Origin of the sequence: Pseudoalteromonas sp. SG41-5 (genome assembly GCF_014164495.1) — a bacterium.
In the GTDB taxonomy this organism is placed as follows: domain Bacteria; phylum Pseudomonadota; class Gammaproteobacteria; order Enterobacterales; family Alteromonadaceae; genus Pseudoalteromonas; species Pseudoalteromonas rhizosphaerae.
Window position 1 is genome coordinate 1 of record NZ_JACJFH010000097.1, and the last position, 17,304, is coordinate 17,304.

At 41.2% G+C, this 17,304-nt stretch carries 21 protein-coding genes; 4 read left to right on the top strand and 17 right to left on the bottom strand.

Annotation, left to right across the window (positions count from 1 at the left end; genetic code table 11):
* Positions 1-239: 239 nt before the first annotated feature.
* Together recA and H5232_RS19125 are read right to left on the bottom strand one after the other, a co-directional pair.
* Complete coding sequence (recA, locus tag H5232_RS19120) at positions 240-1,286, bottom strand: recombinase RecA (RefSeq protein ID WP_149982137.1); 1,047 nt, start codon at positions 1,284-1,286, stop codon at positions 240-242.
* 68 nt (positions 1,287-1,354) lie between these two features.
* Entirely contained in the window at positions 1,355-1,843 is a 489-nt protein-coding gene (locus tag H5232_RS19125) for a CinA family protein (protein ID WP_145235284.1), read from the bottom strand.
* A gap of 21 nt (positions 1,844-1,864) precedes the next feature.
* Between H5232_RS19125 and mutS the strand changes: the two genes are divergently transcribed.
* Positions 1,865-4,435, top strand: coding sequence for a DNA mismatch repair protein MutS (gene mutS / locus H5232_RS19130; protein ID WP_182831340.1), 2,571 nt, complete (start codon positions 1,865-1,867; stop codon positions 4,433-4,435).
* 100 nt (positions 4,436-4,535) lie between these two features.
* Here the strand turns inward: mutS and rpoS are convergent, their stop codons facing one another.
* From rpoS to H5232_RS19185, 11 genes are all read right to left on the bottom strand, one after another.
* A complete protein-coding gene (gene rpoS, locus H5232_RS19135) occupies positions 4,536-5,531 on the bottom strand; it encodes an RNA polymerase sigma factor RpoS (protein WP_145235280.1) in 996 nt (331 codons plus the stop codon).
* A gap of 60 nt (positions 5,532-5,591) precedes the next feature.
* The gene (locus H5232_RS19140) at positions 5,592-6,416 is read right to left on the bottom strand and encodes a peptidoglycan DD-metalloendopeptidase family protein (RefSeq protein WP_182761385.1); all 825 of its coding nucleotides are present in this window, start codon (positions 6,414-6,416) and stop codon (positions 5,592-5,594) included.
* A gap of 40 nt (positions 6,417-6,456) precedes the next feature.
* Positions 6,457-7,035, bottom strand: a complete 579-nt coding sequence (locus tag H5232_RS19145) for a YqaA family protein (RefSeq protein ID WP_182761386.1) — start codon at positions 7,033-7,035, stop codon at positions 6,457-6,459.
* Positions 7,036-7,044: 9 nt separating this feature from the next.
* Entirely contained in the window at positions 7,045-7,683 is a 639-nt protein-coding gene (locus H5232_RS19150) for a protein-L-isoaspartate(D-aspartate) O-methyltransferase (protein WP_145235274.1), read from the bottom strand.
* The gene (surE, locus tag H5232_RS19155) at positions 7,673-8,437 is read right to left on the bottom strand and encodes a 5'/3'-nucleotidase SurE (RefSeq protein WP_145235272.1); all 765 of its coding nucleotides are present in this window, start codon (positions 8,435-8,437) and stop codon (positions 7,673-7,675) included. Before surE ends, H5232_RS19150 begins: the two co-directional genes overlap by 11 nt.
* Positions 8,418-9,467, bottom strand: coding sequence for a tRNA pseudouridine(13) synthase TruD (gene truD, locus H5232_RS19160; protein ID WP_182731531.1), 1,050 nt, complete (start codon positions 9,465-9,467; stop codon positions 8,418-8,420). Before truD ends, surE begins: the two co-directional genes overlap by 20 nt.
* Positions 9,464-9,946, bottom strand: a complete 483-nt coding sequence (gene ispF, locus H5232_RS19165) for a 2-C-methyl-D-erythritol 2,4-cyclodiphosphate synthase (RefSeq protein WP_182761387.1) — start codon at positions 9,944-9,946, stop codon at positions 9,464-9,466. The genes truD and ispF overlap by 4 nt, the downstream gene beginning before the upstream one ends.
* Complete coding sequence (gene ispD / locus H5232_RS19170) at positions 9,943-10,644, bottom strand: 2-C-methyl-D-erythritol 4-phosphate cytidylyltransferase (RefSeq protein ID WP_182761388.1); 702 nt, start codon at positions 10,642-10,644, stop codon at positions 9,943-9,945. Before ispD ends, ispF begins: the two co-directional genes overlap by 4 nt.
* The gene (gene ftsB, locus H5232_RS19175) at positions 10,634-10,924 is read right to left on the bottom strand and encodes a cell division protein FtsB (RefSeq protein ID WP_145235264.1); all 291 of its coding nucleotides are present in this window, start codon (positions 10,922-10,924) and stop codon (positions 10,634-10,636) included. Before ftsB ends, ispD begins: the two co-directional genes overlap by 11 nt.
* 61 nt (positions 10,925-10,985) lie before the next feature.
* Positions 10,986-11,615 (bottom strand): hypothetical protein, encoded by a 630-nt coding sequence (locus H5232_RS19180; RefSeq protein WP_182731534.1) that lies wholly within the window; start codon positions 11,613-11,615, stop codon positions 10,986-10,988.
* 90 nt (positions 11,616-11,705) lie between these two features.
* Complete coding sequence (locus H5232_RS19185; RefSeq protein WP_182761389.1) at positions 11,706-12,188, bottom strand: DUF2947 domain-containing protein; 483 nt, start codon at positions 12,186-12,188, stop codon at positions 11,706-11,708.
* 60 nt (positions 12,189-12,248) lie between these two features.
* On the opposite strand from H5232_RS19185, the gene H5232_RS19190 reads away from it, so the two are divergent.
* The 3 genes from H5232_RS19190 to H5232_RS19200 are packed head-to-tail and all read left to right on the top strand — an operon-like array spanning position 12,249 to position 14,577.
* Entirely contained in the window at positions 12,249-12,488 is a 240-nt protein-coding gene (locus H5232_RS19190) for a DUF1653 domain-containing protein (protein ID WP_145235257.1), read from the top strand.
* Positions 12,489-12,539: 51 nt separating this feature from the next.
* Complete coding sequence (locus tag H5232_RS19195) at positions 12,540-13,388, top strand: MoxR family ATPase (protein WP_182761390.1); 849 nt, start codon at positions 12,540-12,542, stop codon at positions 13,386-13,388.
* A 1-nt stretch (position 13,389) separates the two neighbouring features.
* Positions 13,390-14,577 carry a VWA domain-containing protein gene (locus H5232_RS19200; RefSeq protein WP_182761391.1) on the top strand — a complete coding sequence of 396 codons (1,188 nt, stop codon included), beginning with the start codon at positions 13,390-13,392 and terminating at the stop codon, positions 14,575-14,577.
* Between the two features lie 100 nt (positions 14,578-14,677).
* Here H5232_RS19200 and H5232_RS19205 read toward each other — a convergent pair whose 3' ends face one another.
* The 4 genes from H5232_RS19205 to H5232_RS19220 form a co-directional block, all read right to left on the bottom strand.
* Entirely contained in the window at positions 14,678-15,172 is a 495-nt protein-coding gene (locus H5232_RS19205; RefSeq protein ID WP_182831341.1) for a hypothetical protein, read from the bottom strand.
* Positions 15,169-16,566 carry an RHS repeat-associated core domain-containing protein gene (locus H5232_RS24665; protein ID WP_220496099.1) on the bottom strand — a complete coding sequence of 466 codons (1,398 nt, stop codon included), beginning with the start codon at positions 16,564-16,566 and terminating at the stop codon, positions 15,169-15,171. The genes H5232_RS19205 and H5232_RS24665 overlap by 4 nt, the downstream gene beginning before the upstream one ends.
* Positions 16,567-16,602: 36 nt before the next feature.
* Positions 16,603-17,220: a hypothetical protein gene (locus H5232_RS19215; RefSeq protein WP_182761393.1), complete on the bottom strand. Its 618-nt coding sequence runs from the start codon at positions 17,218-17,220 to the stop codon at positions 16,603-16,605.
* The coding region (locus tag H5232_RS19220; RefSeq protein ID WP_182761394.1) for an IS3 family transposase at positions 17,210-17,304 on the bottom strand (95 nt) is incomplete at its 5' end. The genes H5232_RS19215 and H5232_RS19220, both read right to left, overlap by 11 nt.

Sequence of the window (17,304 nt, forward strand, 5' to 3'; positions counted from 1 at the left end):
TGAAGAAATAGTCGAACAGGTTTCGCAAGCGTGGAATAAATTCATTTCTGTTCCTGATACGGTTAAAAGCATATGCTCTAGAGACTGGATAAAATTGACTTAATCTTTATGCAGATTGGTATTATCTACACCCAATTGGCTTAAGGTATTGGCTGTTACAAACACAAAAAAGCCGCTAAATATTATTTAGCGGCTTTTTTAATGTTAAGTGCGGGTCAAATCGCGCTTATTAAATACTTTTAAAGCTCAGCATCATCTGCTAACACTGTGTCTTCAATATCGTCAGGCTTAATTGTTGCTTTTAATAGCAACATATCACGCAACTTACCTTCAATCTCGTTAGAGATCTCAGGGTTCTCTTTCAAGAACTTAATTGAGTTTGATTTACCTTGACCAACTTTACTACCATTGTAGCTATACCAAGCACCTGCTTTTTCAACCAGCTTATGCTTAACACCTAAGTCAATTAACTCGCCATGCTTAGAAATGCCTTCACCATACATGATGATAAATTCAGCTTGCTTAAACGGAGGAGCAACTTTGTTTTTCACCACTTTAACGCGGGTTTCGTTACCCACCACTTCGTCGCCCTCTTTAACAGAACCGATACGACGAATATCTAAACGTACTGACGCGTAGAATTTAAGTGCGTTACCACCAGTAGTGGTTTCTGGGTTACCAAACATAACACCAATTTTCATGCGGATTTGGTTAATGAAAATACATAAAGTGTTTGAACGTTTGATATTACCAGTTAGCTTACGTAATGCTTGTGACATTAAACGTGCTTGTAGGCCCATGTGTGAATCACCCATGTCGCCTTCAATTTCAGCTTTCGGTGTTAATGCCGCAACCGAATCGACAACAACCACATCAACAGCGCTTGAGCGTACTAACATGTCACAAATTTCAAGTGCTTGTTCACCTGTATCAGGTTGTGAAACTAATAACTCATCAATATTTACACCCAATTTTTGGGCATAAATTGGATCAAGTGCATGCTCAGCATCAACGAAAGCACAGGTTTTACCTTCTTTTTGTGCTTCAGCAATAACTTGTAATGTTAGCGTTGTTTTACCTGATGATTCAGGGCCATATATCTCAACAATACGCCCCATAGGTAAACCACCTATGCCTAATGCGATATCAATGCCCAGAGAGCCTGTTGATATAGCATCAATATCTAACGCTTTATTGTCACCCAATTTCATTATTGAGCCTTTACCAAATTGACGTTCAATTTGAGATAAAGCAGCGTCCAACGCTTTTTGTTTGTTATCGTTCATTTTACTCTCCAAATCCGGCTAATGCAGACAAGTATACTGTATGAAATCACAGTATCAAGCTAATTTTATTAATTTATCTTTTCTATAATGGTTTTTAATGAGTAAACAATAGCTTGCAACCTAACTTGCGCTCTATCGCCTGCGAATATCTGTTGGCTCGGATACTGTTTCTCGCCAATTTGAATACAAAACCATACTAAACCTACTGGTTTTTCCGTACTGCCACCACCTGGACCTGCAATACCCGATACTGCAACCGAAATATCTGCCCCTGCGGCCTTACACGCACCCGCGGCCATTTGCAAAACAGTTTGCTCACTCACTGCGCCGTATAAAGTTAAGGTTTGCTCTGTAACCCCTAGTAAATCCTGCTTAGCTTGATTACTGTATGTTACAAATGCACGGTCAATATAAGCCGAGCTGCCAGGAGTATCTGTTAACGCATAACTCACTCCACCACCAGTACATGATTCAGCACTAGTGATCCATAAGCGTTTATCCGTTAAAATAGCGCCTAACTGCGCAGCAAGTGTTTTAATCTCTTGATGTAATTCCATATTCAGCCTTTGGGTAAATACATGTCGTTCGATCTTTATGCACCGCACAATATAAGTCAACAAACTCCGATGATGCAGCAGTATCTAAAAATAAAATCTGAGCATCGTGATATTTTACTGTTTTATCGCATGGGCGATTTTTACGAGCTATTTTTTGATGATGCAAAACGTGCAGCACAACTGCTTGATATTTCACAAACTCACCGTGGTAAAGCCGGCGGCGATCCTATTCCTATGGCAGGCGTCCCTTATCATGCGGTAGAGAACTATTTAGCTCGTTTGGTACAAATGGGTGAATCCGTCGCTATTTGTGAGCAAATAGGCGACCCTGCAACCAGCAAAGGACCTGTTGAGCGCAAAGTTGTACGCATTGTTACCCCTGGCACCATTTCTGATGAAGCACTATTACAAGAGCGCCAAGATAATTTACTGACCAGCGTTTGGCAAAGTAAAAAAGGCGTGTATGGCATTGCTTACTTAGATATTAACTCAGGCCGTTTTAATATTGTTGAAGTAAATACTGAAGAAGCATTTAGTTCAACTTTACAACGCTTAGCACCAGCAGAGTTACTCTATAGCGAAGACTTTGCCAACTTTCATTTGATTGAGCATATCAAAGGTATTCGCCGTCGTCCTGAATGGGAGTTTGACTTAGACACTGCACAACATTTGTTATGCGAGCAGTTTGGCACCAAAGATTTAGTCGGTTTTGGGGTTGATAAAGCAACAGCTGCATTAGTTGCCGCCGGTTGCCTTATGCAATATGTGAAAGACACACAACGTATTGCTCTACCCCATATTCGCGCCATCACATTAGAACATAACGAACATGCAGTAATCTTAGATGCTGCCACCCGTAAAAATTTAGAGTTGACCGTTAACCTCTCTGGTGGCTTTGAAAACACCTTAGCACAAGTACTTGATAAAACAGCAACAGCGATGGGCTCACGGCTATTAAAGCGTCGTATTCATACACCAATACGTTCTAAACCTGAGCTTAACGCTCGCCTTAATGCGATTAGTGCCATTATCGATGTACAGCTGTGTGGTGAGCTACATGAGTCGTTAAAACAAATAGGTGATATTGAGCGGGTTATTGCTCGTTTAGCATTGTGGACCGCTCGTCCGCGCGATTTAACCCGTCTGCGTAGCGCACTACAAGCCCTAGCTCCACTGCACCAGCTATTAACCGATGCCAGCGATCCTCGCATTAGTCAGATCATCGCGCAATCTCCTGAATTACCTGATTTACAGCAATTACTTGAGCAAGCAGTGATTAAAAACCCACCGGTACTTATTCGTGATGGTGGCGTAATTGCACCGGGTTACAACAGTGAACTCGATGAATGGCGTTCACTCAGCCAAGGCGCTACCGACATTCTTGAACAACTCGAACAGCGCGAGCGTGAACGCACCGGTATTAGCACCCTTAAAATCGGTTATAACCGTGTGCATGGCTTTTTTATTGAAGTAAGTCGTGCCAACGCACATTTAGTGCCCGCTGATTATATTCGTCGCCAAACGCTTAAAAATAACGAACGTTATATAATTCCAGAGCTTAAAGAACATGAAGATAAAGTGTTAGGTAGCCAATCAAAAGCTCTGGCGCTTGAAAAGCAACTTTACGAACAACTGTTTGAATTTATTGCCCCGCACATTGAACAGCTACAAATAATGGCGGCAGCACTGGCAGATTTAGATGTGCTAAATAACCTTGCCGAACGTGCAATTGCATTGAACTATGCAAAACCGCTACTGTGCGATAACGATGACATTAGTATTAAGCAAGGTCGCCACCCAGTTGTTGAACAAGTAATGAAAGACCCTTTCATTGCCAATCCTGTAGAGCTTAATGCTCAGCGTAAAATGCTGATCATTACGGGGCCAAATATGGGCGGTAAATCAACCTATATGCGCCAAACTGCACTGATTGTGTTAATGGCACACATTGGTAGCTTTGTACCAGCAGACAGCGCTAAGATTGGTAATATCGACCGTATATTTACACGTATTGGCGCCAGTGATGACTTAGCATCAGGTCGCTCAACCTTCATGGTCGAAATGACCGAAACAGCCACCATTTTAAACAATGCAACCGCGCAGTCACTGGTGTTAATGGATGAAATTGGCCGAGGGACGAGTACCTACGATGGTCTATCATTAGCTTATGCAACAGCGGATCATTTAGCATCAAAAATATCCGCTAAAACTTTATTCGCAACCCATTATTTTGAACTTACCGAACTGGCCGAGCAACAAGCGGGACTGGTGAATGTTCACTTAGATGCGATAGAGCACAACGACACAATTGCCTTTATGCATACCGTACTTGATGGTGCCGCAAGTAAAAGTTTTGGCTTGCAAGTAGCGGCCTTAGCTGGGGTGCCAAAAGCAGTTATAAAGCAGGCAAAACAAAAGCTTAAAATGCTGGAGAATCATCAGCCAGTCACTGCTGATATCAATGCAGTACAGCCATCATTGTTTGCAGCTGAACCATCACAGGTAGAAGCACAACTCGCTGAGGTTGACCTAGATAACTTAAGCCCACGCCAAGCTCAAGATTTACTATATAAGCTAAAATCGCTGCTGTAGCATGCTTTAAGCACAAAAAAAGCTGAAGAGTTAGCTCCTCAGCTTTTAATAATTATTTTCTGTGTGTGTTTGTGTTGCTGCGTCTATTGCTGTATCAATATTATGAAAACTGATCAAACAAGCTATCAGTACTTAATCCTTCATGCTGCAAAATATCTTTTAAGCGGCGCAGTGCTTCTACTTGAATTTGTCTTACTCGTTCACGCGTTAAACCGATTTCACGACCCACATCTTCAAGCGTTGATGGCTCATAACCTAACAAACCAAAACGACGTGCAAGCACTTCACGTTGCTTAGGATTAAGCTCACCTAACCAGTCTACAATGTGCTTATTGATATCATTATTTTGTACTTCGCCTTCCGGGCCAAAGCCTTTTTCATCGGCAATAATATCTAACAATGCTTTATCGTTTTCACCACCAATAGGTGTATCTACAGAGGTGATTTTCTCGTTTAAACGCAGCATTTTAGTTACGTCTTCAACTGGTCGGTCTAAACACGCTGCAATTTCTTCGGCAGTGGGCTCATGGTCCAGCTTTTGCGTTAGTTCACGTGCGGTGCGTAAATAAACGTTAAGTTCTTTCACTACATGGATTGGTAAGCGAATTGTGCGGGTTTGATTCATGATGGCGCGTTCAATTGTTTGACGGATCCACCAAGTCGCATAGGTCGAAAATCTAAAACCACGTTCAGGATCAAATTTTTCAACGGCGCGGATCAAACCAAGATTACCTTCTTCAATTAAATCAAGTAACGCAAGGCCACGATTATTATAACGGCGGGCGATTTTAACAACTAAACGTAAATTACTTTCAATCATTCGTTTACGAGAAGCGCTACAGCCTTTTAATGCTTTGCGAGCAAAAAAGACTTCTTCTTCAGCACTTAATAATGGCGAAAAACCAATTTCACCTAAATACAGCTGAGTCGCATCTAAATTCTTAGTGATTTCCTCTTTGGCAAATATTTCATCTTCTTTATCATCATCTTTATCGACGTCATCTAATAATTCAGAGTCTGTATCAGCGACAGCTATATCATCAAATTTATCATCAATCGCATCTTTCGTTTTTTCTATTTTTGCTGTGTTACCCATGAGCGTACCCTCAAGCAAACAAGTGATCTTATATCACTATGATCAATACCCGACCGATAGCTAAGGCAAATACTTCTCAGGATTAACAGCTTGTCCTCGGTAACGGATTTCAAAACGCAATGCCGTCACTTCAGAGTCTGAACTGCCAATCTCGGCTATTTTTTGCCCAGCTTTCACATCCTGTTTTTCTTTAACTAGCAACTTAGAGTTATGTGCATAGGCACTAAGATAATCATCATTATGTTTCAAAATAATTAAATTACCGTATCCTCTAAGTGCATTACCCGCATAAACTACAGTCCCTTGTGCTGCGGCAAAAACAGCGACACCTTTTTTATTAGTAATTTGTAACCCTTTATAACCGCTTTCCTTGGTTGAAAAACGCTGAGTTACTGTTCCTTTAGCTGGCCACGACCACTTAACTTGGGTCGAGGACAAACTGTTATTTTTACTAATTTTCCTATTGGCTTGTTTTTGAACATACTCTCGTTGTTTTGGCTGATCAAGCTCTTTCTTTAATTTTTTGTTATTTTTTTGTATGTCACTTGTAGACTTTTTACTCGGTTTCGTATATTTTTTATGCTTTTTTATTTTTTCAGGTACATTTTTAAAAGAAATTGTTTGCCCCGGTTGGATTATGTAAGGGGCTGGTATGCCATTATTTTTTGCCAACGTGCGGAAATCTTGCTGGGCGCTAAAGGCTATCGAGTATAACGTATCACCTTTTTTAACCGTGTAGCGGTCACCATTAATATTTACTTTACTAGTATAAGGTTTAACACTGGTATTTAAACTACTGACCGGAGCGGGGGCATGTCGAGATGAGCAGGCACTGAGCAAAACACTTGTAAATAAAGTAACATAGAAGACGTACTGTTTATTCATGGTGTTTTGCTCCTTGTGCTAAAAGTAGTTATTTAGATGCTTAACGTAATAAAAAGTATGCAACCACCACTAAAATCACTACCCCCCAGCCAAGTACCTCAATATATTGACGTAATTTTTGCTCCATTTTTACTCCGCCCCACTTCATTAGCGCTGAAACTAAAAAGAATCGCGCACCACGCCCGACAGCAGAAGCTAATAAAAAAGGTAAAAACGCCATGTGCAAAAGCCCAGCACCAATAGTAAATACTTTATAGGGTATTGGCGAAAAACCGGCTAAAAACACCACCCATACGCCATAATCTTTAAACCAGCTTAAAGCGGTATTAAACTTTTCTTGCCAACCCATTTGCGCTATTAATGGCTCTACTACAGGTTCAAACAACCAAAATCCGAGCAAATAACCTAAAATACCGCCAAGCACCGAAGCAACTGTAGCAAAAGTAGCATAGCGCCATGCTTTGCTCGGTTGTGCAAGCGACATCGGCGCGAGCATTACATCGGGTGGAATAGGAAAAATAACCGATTCAGCAAAACTCATCCCAGCTAAATAACGCTCTGCGTGGCGATGTTTTGCCCACACTAATGCCATATCGTATAACTTAGTAAACAATTTCAAAGTGACTTCCTATTCAATGTCGCCAGGGACTAAAGGTACAAATCTAACTGGCGCAATAACATGTTGAGTAAATTTTTCGCCTTCGCGCACAACCATAACCAGTTGTTGATCTTCATTACCGATTGGCGCAATCATCACCCCACCATCACTGAGTTGATCAAGTAATGCCTGCGGGACTTGCGATGCAGCGGCGGTTACAATGATGCCATCAAACGGCGCTTGTGACTGCCAGCCTTGCCAACCATCGCCATGTTTCATGGAAACGTTGTATAAGTCTAGGTTATGTAAACGGCGCTTAGCCTGCCATTGTAACGCTTTAATTCGTTCTACCGAAAATACTTTTGAAAAGGTTTTCGCCAGCACCGCTGTTTGATAGCCTGAACCCGTGCCTATCTCAAGTACTTTATCGCGCACGCCAGCCAAACGCAGTAACTCGGTCATACGGGCAACAATATATGGCTGTGAAATTGTTTGTCCTTGACCTATTGGCAACGCCGTATTTTGATACGCTTTATGCTTAAGTACATCATCAACAAATACATGACGTGGAATATCAGCAATAGCGCTGAGTACCAATTTATCTTCAACACCTTCACGCTGTAATAGGTCAGCGAGCGCACGGGCACTTCGAGTATAATTAGCCAGCACCGTTGATCTCCATTGTTTTAAGCCACTCACCAACCGCAGCCAAACTATCTTTCGCAGTCATATCAACACTTAGTGGCGTAACCGATGCATAGCCATTATTGATAGCATAAAAGTCTGTACCTTCTCCGGCATCACTTTCGGCACCTAAAACCCCATACCAATAAATGTCTCGTCCCCATGGATCTTGTTGTTTAGTCATGGTTTCTGCTTTATGACGCGCACCTAAACGCGTTACTTGCACGCCTTTTAGCTCAGATAACGGAATATCTGGCACATTAATGTTGATGATTTGATCTTTTGGCAATGGATGTGACGCCAGCTCTTTAATTATGCTGACAGTCACCGCTGCTGCCGTTTCAAAATGATTGCCTTCTTTTGAGCACAAAGACACCGCCACTGCGGGCAAGCCTAAATGACGTCCTTCGGTTGCTGCTGCAACAGTCCCTGAGTACAAAGTATCGTCACCTAAATTCGCGCCATGATTAATGCCAGCCACAACTAAATCGGGCTTTTCATTAAGTAATTCATTCACGCCCAAATGTACACAATCAGTGGGCGTACCATTGACCGAAATAAACCCGTTATCTAGCGTGGTAGCACGCAGTGGATTAAGTAGCGTCAGTGAGTTACTTGCGCCACTGCAATTGCGATCAGGTGCAACTAACGTTACGTCTGCAATTTGCGTCAATGCCTGATACAACACTGCAATACCTTTTGCATTAACACCATCATCGTTACTTAGAAGAATTTTCATTTTCAGCGTCCTGTTCTTTATGTACTCGTGGGCTTGCATCTGTGTAATCCACCAGCTCACGTAACAATGCCGTGGCAAAGGTGCCTTTGGGTAAACCAAAGCTCAATTTAATGGTAGTTTCATCAATCGTTTCAACGGTTAAATCTTGTGGGATCAAACGCAACATTCTGCGCTCATTTTTCAGCCCTAACTTACCAAGCCCTTCACACCAATCTTGATACGGCTCTAGCCATATTTTTTCTTGTTCGGTGAGGCCTTTTTCGCTAGTGCCGACCAATGGCGCAGACATCATAATATCGCCAGAGGCAAGACGAGCGATATTTTCATCGCTAATGGCATCTTCAAAAAATGCATTGCTACCACTGAGCATAAACACTTCACGGTGCATGGTTTTAGCTAAGCCGTGCTCAGCAACACGCAAATTCACTATTTGATTAAACACATAAGAACGTGCAGCAGAGATAATTAAACCACGTAGTTTTTTGTCACGAATGCGCTCACCGGCAAACATCTTTTTAGCCATCACTAAATTATGACCATCGTGACCAAAGCGTTGTTCGCCAAAATAGTTAGGCACCCCGGCGCGTACCGCGTTGATACGACAAAGAATGTCTAACGGCTGAGTTACATTACGCAGAATAATGCTGAATTTATTACCTTTGTGGCAGCCAGTCCGCAGCTTACGATTATGCCGTTGCTGAGCAATGATAAACAGTGATTCACTGTTTAGCTCAGTAAAATCAATGTCTTTTTTAATGGGTACTGGCACACTAAACCACTGACTACATACTCCGTGGCGATCTTTCATACCAGCGAAGCTGACATCACGTGGCGAAATCCCCGCTTTTTGGGCAAGTAATTTAGCAACGTATTGGGTATTTTCGCCTTTTTTAACGACCTGTAAACAGACGTGTTCACCACTGCCGGTAAATTCGATGCCTAAGTCTTCGTCCACCATAAAATCTTCAGCAGTGGTTTTAAAATCAGCTTTAGATAGTGGTGCACCGTATAAATAATTTAACTCGCTCATAGTGATTGCTTGCTCATGATAACCACTGCATGACTTGAAATACCTTCTTTTCGCCCTTCAAAACCGAGCTTTTCAGTGGTTGTTGCTTTGACATTTACCTGGTCCAGTTCAGCATTTAAATCAGCGGCTAAATTCTTACGCATGGCTTGAATATGCGGCAGCATTTTTGGCGCTTGCGCTACTATCGTTACATCCGCATTACCCAGTACATAGCCTTGCTGCTTAGCTAAATCAACAACATGGCGTAATAAAATACGGCTATCTATATTCTCATATTCAATGGCGGTATCAGGAAAGTGCTTGCCAATATCGCCCATTGCTAATGAGCCTAAAATAGCATCGCATAGTGCATGGATCGCAACATCACCATCAGAGTGCGCTAAAAAGCCTTGTGGGTAAGCAATCTTTTCACCACAAATAGTTAACGGGCCTTCGCCACCAAATTTATGGACATCGAAGCCATGGCCTATACGAATCATGATGCATTCTCACTGTGTTGTTTTTGGAGTAAAAAGTTGGCTAAATCTAAATCTTCTGGAGTGGTTATTTTAATATTATCGCTACGCCCAGCCACTAGCTTTACGGGCTTATTCGCCCATTCTATTGCCGATGCTTCGTCGGTGATCGTAACCTGCTGAGCAAGCGCAGTTTGCAATGCCTGCGTTAAATCGTGGTACTTAAATAATTGCGGGGTCAACGCCTGCCATAAGTCATCCCGTGGCACTGTTTGTTGGCTATGAGTTGCACCGCGCTTAATGGTATCTTTCACTTTGCTTGCTAATATACCGCCCTCATCAGCGTTAATACATTCACTAAGTAAGCACTCAATATCAGCCAGCGTAACCAGTGGCCTTGCCGCATCATGCACTAACACCCAATCAGGCGGGTTATCTGCAAGCGCTAATAAGCCATTAAGTACCGAGTCTGCTCGCTCTTTGCCGCCACTTGCACGGACAATGCGCTGATCAATAAACTCCAGCGCAGCAAAATAAGGATCATCATCGCTGACGGCTACTACAATAGTCGTTAACTGTTTGAGTTGCGCTAGTTTAGCAAGTGTATGTTCAAGAATTGTTTTACCAGCCAAGCGAATGTATTGCTTCGGTGCGCTATGTTGCATTCGGCTTCCCACGCCAGCGGCTGGGACTATGGCTGCAAGGGTATAATTAGTTGTCATTTTGTTGCTGCCCAGGTAAAACACGAATAAATGTTTCGCCGGGTTTGATCATCCCTAATTCATTTCGAGCGCGCTCTTCCACACCTTCTTGACCAAGCTTTAAATCTTCAATATCGGCTTTAAGCACTTTATTACGTTTGATCAATTGAGCATTAGTATCGTGATGTGAAGTAACAGCAGCTTTTAAACGACTATAATCTTGTACACCGTTGTGGCCAAACCATAATCGATATTGTACAAATAACGCTAAGCACAGCAGCGTGAATTGAAACAGTCGCATTAAACACTCCTTGATTTTACTCTACCAGTACAAATTTATAATGCGATTAAGGCTACTGGTATTATATTTTTTTAACTCGAACATGGGGACGTTTTAAATTACGCCAATTGATATTGCCTGCTAGCAGCATTTCTCTCAGTGATAACGTTCGCGGTGTAGTGCGTTTATCAAAAGACCACTGATGGCCACAACAAGCAGCGGCCATTGTTGCCTTTGTGGGCTTTAATAACACCACCGACTGCCCTTCAAGCGGCTGACCTTGGCAGTCAAACCAACCATGCTCATTACAATGAAGTTTATTGTCGCTTACTTGGTCGATGCTGTCTATTGCAACACGGGTTTGATTTGCGCTATTGAGTAAAAGCGGAACAATTAAACCTACATTTTTATGTGTTTGATAAAAATCATCATTATTTTTTGCGTTGGGAGGCTGAGCTTTTTGCTTATCAAGCCAACAGCCATTGTGCGGATCTAACTGAAAAGGAACTTGACCATTTACCACGGCCGTTGCTGCGCGTTCTATATAATAAGGAAGACTTTTTAATCGCTTGCGTAAACGCTGTTCATTAACTTCAACAACTAATTGACCTATTTCCCGCGCATAAAAAGCATTGCACAACTGTGCATATAGCACACGTTGTGTATCTGATTGCCAAATATCGACTTGTTGAAAGGGGTCGCTTGCAGCCAACGATCATACTCTAAAACATCTAGTTGCTTGTTTTATAGCACAGTATTGACTGCTTTTTAAGCTCTGCTCTTTACAAAAGCAAAGCTCAGGTTACTTAACTTGTGACTTTATACCTAATTTAGCATCGCCAGTTTCTAAAAACTGCACTACTTCATCACGTTTCTTACCTAATAACAGACTACCATCAGCTAAAAACATAAAATTTTGCCAATTGCGTTTAAACACATCAAAGCTGGTTTCGATAATATTATCGCGGGCGATACAAAAATACACTGTAGTATTAGCCTGCCAACCTAAGTGCGCAAGGATCTCCGCTGGCAATTGCTCAGCGCCGGCTTCCCATGCTGCTTCCCAGTGAATAATTTGCGAGAAATTGTCTTCGTTACCACACCAGTCTGTTTTTTCAAAAAAATCAGGATGGTCATGTTCACGGCTCACCATGGTGCTCCATAAAACAGCGGCACGCTCATGGCTCATAGGTTTAATTAAGGCAAGGTCTTGTTCTGTTACTGGCGCATCTTTATGACGAAAAACCCACGCTTTTTTGTAATCATCTAACGAAATATAGTTCATAGTATTGGCAAATTAGTTAGCATTAAAAGTGCAAAGACAAATTATACAAGAGATCAAAACATGACTACAGCAATAAAACCACATACCCTCAAATCAGGCATATACCAACACTACAAAGGCCCAAAGTACAAAGTTCTATACGTCGCCACTCACAGTGAAACAGACGAACAATTAGTTATCTACCAAGCCTTGTATGGTGAGTTTGGCATGTGGGCACGACCACTGAGTATGTTTAGCGAAACCGTCGAGAAAGACGGCCAAATTATTCCACGCTTTAGCTACCTTGGTGAAGCCGATTAACTATGGCATGATAGGCATATTGTTTACTGCTCAGACCAGATAGGTATTTACGTGCAATTTAATTCTACTGATAACTACATCGCAAGTTCAGCGTTAAAACAAGCGGTTAATGCGGCTATTTTGCTGGAAAAGCCACTTTTGATCAAAGGCGAGCCCGGCACAGGTAAAACCATGCTGGCTGAGGAGTTGGCTAAAAGCTTAGACACCACACTTATCCAATGGCATATCAAATCGACCACTAAAGCGCAGCAAGGCTTATATGAATACGATGCGGTATCACGCCTACGCGACAGCCAATTAGGTGATGCCCGGGTAAACGACATTGGCAACTATATTATTAAAGGCAAGTTGTGGCAGGCATTTACCTATGGTGAAGAACATAACAAATGCCCGGTATTATTAATTGATGAAATAGACAAAGCCGACATCGAATTCCCGAACGACTTACTATTAGAACTCGATAAAATGGAATTTCATGTTTATGAAACCGGTGAGCGTGTAATCGCAAAACAACGCCCTATTGTGATCATCACCTCAAACAACGAAAAAGAACTGCCCGATGCCTTTTTACGCCGTTGTTTTTTCCATTACATTGATTTTCCATCTAGTGACGAAATGCAGCAAATTATCGATGTTCACCACCCACACGTAAAACAAGATTTAGTTCGCCAAGCGCTAGAAGTATTTTTTAATCTACGTGAAGTCAACGGCATTAAGAAAAAGCCTTCCACCAGCGAGTTACTTGATTGGTTAAAACTGCTTATGGCTGAAGACATCGATGCAAAAACTCTGCATGACAAAACTCAAAAAGGCGGTTTAATGCCAATGTTTGGCGCACTACTTAAAAATGAACAAGATATCAGCTTAATTGAAAAACTTGCCTTTATGAGTCGCCGTTAAGATGTTGGTTGCGTTTTTCTTCAAACTGCGTGAATACCGTTTACCTGTTAGTTTGCGCGAGCTGCTTGATTTGATCAACGCGCTAAAAAAAGGCGCGGTATTTGCCGATGTTGACGGATTTTATTATTTAGCCCGTACCATAATGGTTAAAGACGAAACCCACTTTGACAGGTTTGATAAAGCGTTTGCTGATTACTTTAGCGGCATTGCCGATATCGACTTACTCGAGAGCTTAAAACAGCAGCACAACTTACCTGAAGATTGGCTGCGCAAAGAGTTTGAAAAACACCTAACCGATGAAGAAAAAGCCCAACTTAAAGCCATGGGCGGCCTTGATGAGCTAATGAAAACCCTCAAAGAGCGCCTAGAAGAACAACAAAAACGCCACGCTGGTGGCAATAAATGGGTGGGCACGGGTGGTACATCGCCATTTGGCGCGTATGGCTATAACCCTGAGGGCGTGCGCATTGGTCAAGACGGCAACCGCAATCGCCAAGCAGTAAAAGTATGGGATAAACGCGAATACCGTAACCTAGATTCCGATCGTGAAATTGGCTCACGCACTATTAAGCTCGCCCTTAAAAAACTGCGCAAGTTTGCTCGCACTGGCGCCAGTGACACCCTCGATTTAAACGAGACCATTCGTGCTACCGCCAAACAAGGCGGCATGCTGGATGTAAAAATGGCACCAGAGCGCCACAACGCGGTAAAAGTATTGATGCTGTTTGATATTGGCGGCTCAATGGATGACTATATTCACACCTGTGAAGAATTATTTAGCGCCGCGCATAGCGAGTTTAAACACTTAGAATTTTACTACTTCCATAACTGTTTATACGAACACGTATGGCAAGATAATCAGCGCCGCCATTCCAACGTCATCGACACTATGACGCTGATCAACAAATTCACTAGTGACTATAAAGTGATCTTTGTTGGCGACGCCACTATGGGCCCGTATGAAATTGCCTACCCCGGCGGCTCAGTGGAACACTACAACGAAGAGCCCGGCAGTGTTTGGCTTGCCCGTATCACTAATCACTTTGATAAAGTCGCCTGGCTCAACCCACAACCGGTTGAACACTGGCGTTACTATCAATCAATTGATTTTATAAAGCAGCTAATGAACAACCGCATGTACCCACTGAGTTTAGATGGCATAAGTAATGCGATTAAAGAGCTGAGTTGAAACTAATGTGGCTCAATCCTGAGAAGTTTAATCTTTCTATTGTTAATTTGCCTAACAGCGTCGGCTAGTGAGGCTTTAGATTCAAACAACTTTTCTTTTATTAGTAATGTATCAACTTCTTAACAAAGACAAAAAACTGGCCCTGTGTTTTCTCGCTAATTGATATTGAGCATTTAATTTCACTAGAAAATTCATCACCTACGCTATACATTCCAATTAATAGTGAAGTAGCTTTTTCTCTATTTAAATCAGTAAGATTACTAAAACTAGATTCCAGCTCAATTGCTTTATCTAAACAATTCATTGTTGCCGAAAAAGTATGATTTTTATTTCGAACGGCTTCACTAGCGATATAAACTCCATAATTTCCTTTATAGCGATGCTTTAGATTTAAATACTCGGTTCTACTTTCATCTGTATCAACCCAAACTTCCCCTATTTGCCGATAATAGTCATACGGAACATAAGTTAAGTTTAATAGTGTATAAACAAAACCACCAGAAAATGTTTTTAAATGCCATTTGGCATATATATTTAAAGGATGTACCATTATTAACAACAAAATCAATGTTGGTGTAATATATTTTATTTTCACCGTTGCATTCTCTGTTTATCAGCGAGCACGTTGTAATATTGTTTTATTACTTCATCAACGTAATCCTGACAGTTATTAGTTACAACATTATAGTTTTTCATGTCAAATGAAATTTGAGCGCGAGCTTCTGCTTTTTTCATTAAAGCATCATCATATTCTTTGCTTTTGCAAGAATATGCACTTGTCTCAGAGTCTGTATAAGCGAACCCATCAGCGAACAACCCATCACCAGAAAAGCCACTATTGGTTCCATCCTTATACAAAATCTGCTCATGAAAAATTCCTATATTAGTGTTTGATACGCCACTAGTTCTAAAGCCTTTAAATCCATTTAACGGTCTTGTACATATTTTTGCTAAACCGAATGGATCTATAAAGCTCACCGGATTACCACTAACATACTCGTAAGTATTAATGCCACCCGCTAAACCAATCGGGTCAGACTGAATGTATCTCCCCAATTCGGGATCGTAATCCCTAAAGTAGTTGTAATATAAACCGGCTTCAGCATCGGCATATTGACCAGGGAAGCGTAATGCCATTTCTTCTGAGAGCTCATTTTTAGTTTCAACTAACTTACCAAAAGGTGTATAGTAACCAGTCCAAACAGGTTCGCCATTACTGTTAGTTATTGCAACAGGCGCATCTAAATGGTTAGTATGGATGTAATAAATTTCATCCGCTGTTACAAATGCGATACGCTTACCATTTAAATAGATATATTCAATTAACGGTTTACCACTGCCATCCAATTCCGCAATTAACATACCTGATGAATCATATTGATAATAACGTTGATTACTACTGTTTTTTTCATCTATAACAGCATAATTACTATGAACAAAACTGAGCTCTGCACCATACCAAAAGCTAAGCCAATCACCTTGAGAGTTATCTAAAACCCACATAGAACCCTCTGGTGCTGTACCTCTTTTCTCAGAGCTACTGGTATTACTTGCTCTGACATTAACATTGCCTGTTCTAGTATTTGCAATTTCAAAACATTGCTCTATAGATCCCTCTAAATATCCTCTTCCGTATACCCAACGTTGCTCATTTTGATACCAAATACGTCGCCAATTTCCTTGCAGGCCGGTTTCAACATACTTTTGCCCGACTTTTATATAGCCAACTTTTGTACTGTTTTTATCAGGCTCAGACCGAACCTTCACATTTTTAATGACTTCAACTACTTTGCAGTGGTCGTTTTGATTTGAGTTAGCTGTTTGCCATTGTTTGTTAGTTCGTTGACCAAGAAAATTATATTGGTAGTCATATTCAACTGTACCGGATTTAGTTTTTATTAAACGCCCAGCTTGATTGTGCTGATAGGTTCTTGTGCCATCATTAAGCGTATTTCCTATAGCATCATATGATCTATTTACGCCATTCACGCTGTTTAATACGCCATCGCTGTAGGTGTATGGTATTTATACCGAATTAACTACTTTGTTTGTGCGATTGCTAATACTGTCGTAAGTGTAGCTTAAGTCACCGTAGCGGCCTTGTGCGTTTGTTAACCTATCAATCAAATCATATTCATAACTTTGCGATAAACTCGAATGCAATAAGTCATCAATTGACTGAATATTAAGGTAGTTATAAATATATTTTTTATCAAATGTATCAGTCACCTTTTTATTAGTCAGCCGATAAGCATTATCATAGCCTTGTTCTAGGGTTAGGCTATTTCCGTACTCTAAATGACTTAAAGGGCCATAAGGTAAGTAATCAAGATTAGTTGCAATAATATTGCTTGTGTTATTTTTTTGAGCAGTAACGCTAATTATATTCCCTATAGAGTTATAACTATAATTTACAATCATTCCACTTGGGTATGTTTGCTGCGATAAATCACCAACATTGTTATAGTTATATTTAACGATCTGTACAAAGTCTGTGCCAGTTGGTAGGTGTTTTGTTTCTTTTATCTCACCATGTGGTGTATAAAAATACTCTGTAATTCCTGTAGAATCAGTAACTTTAGTTAACTGTCCGACACCATTTTGATCTGCTCCAGCCAGACTGGACACTTCATTAAGCGACATTTTTATTTTCAAAGTTAACTGGACTTAGATACCCGAGAGCACTGTGCCTTCTTGTCCGATTATAATCAACCTCGATGTATTCAA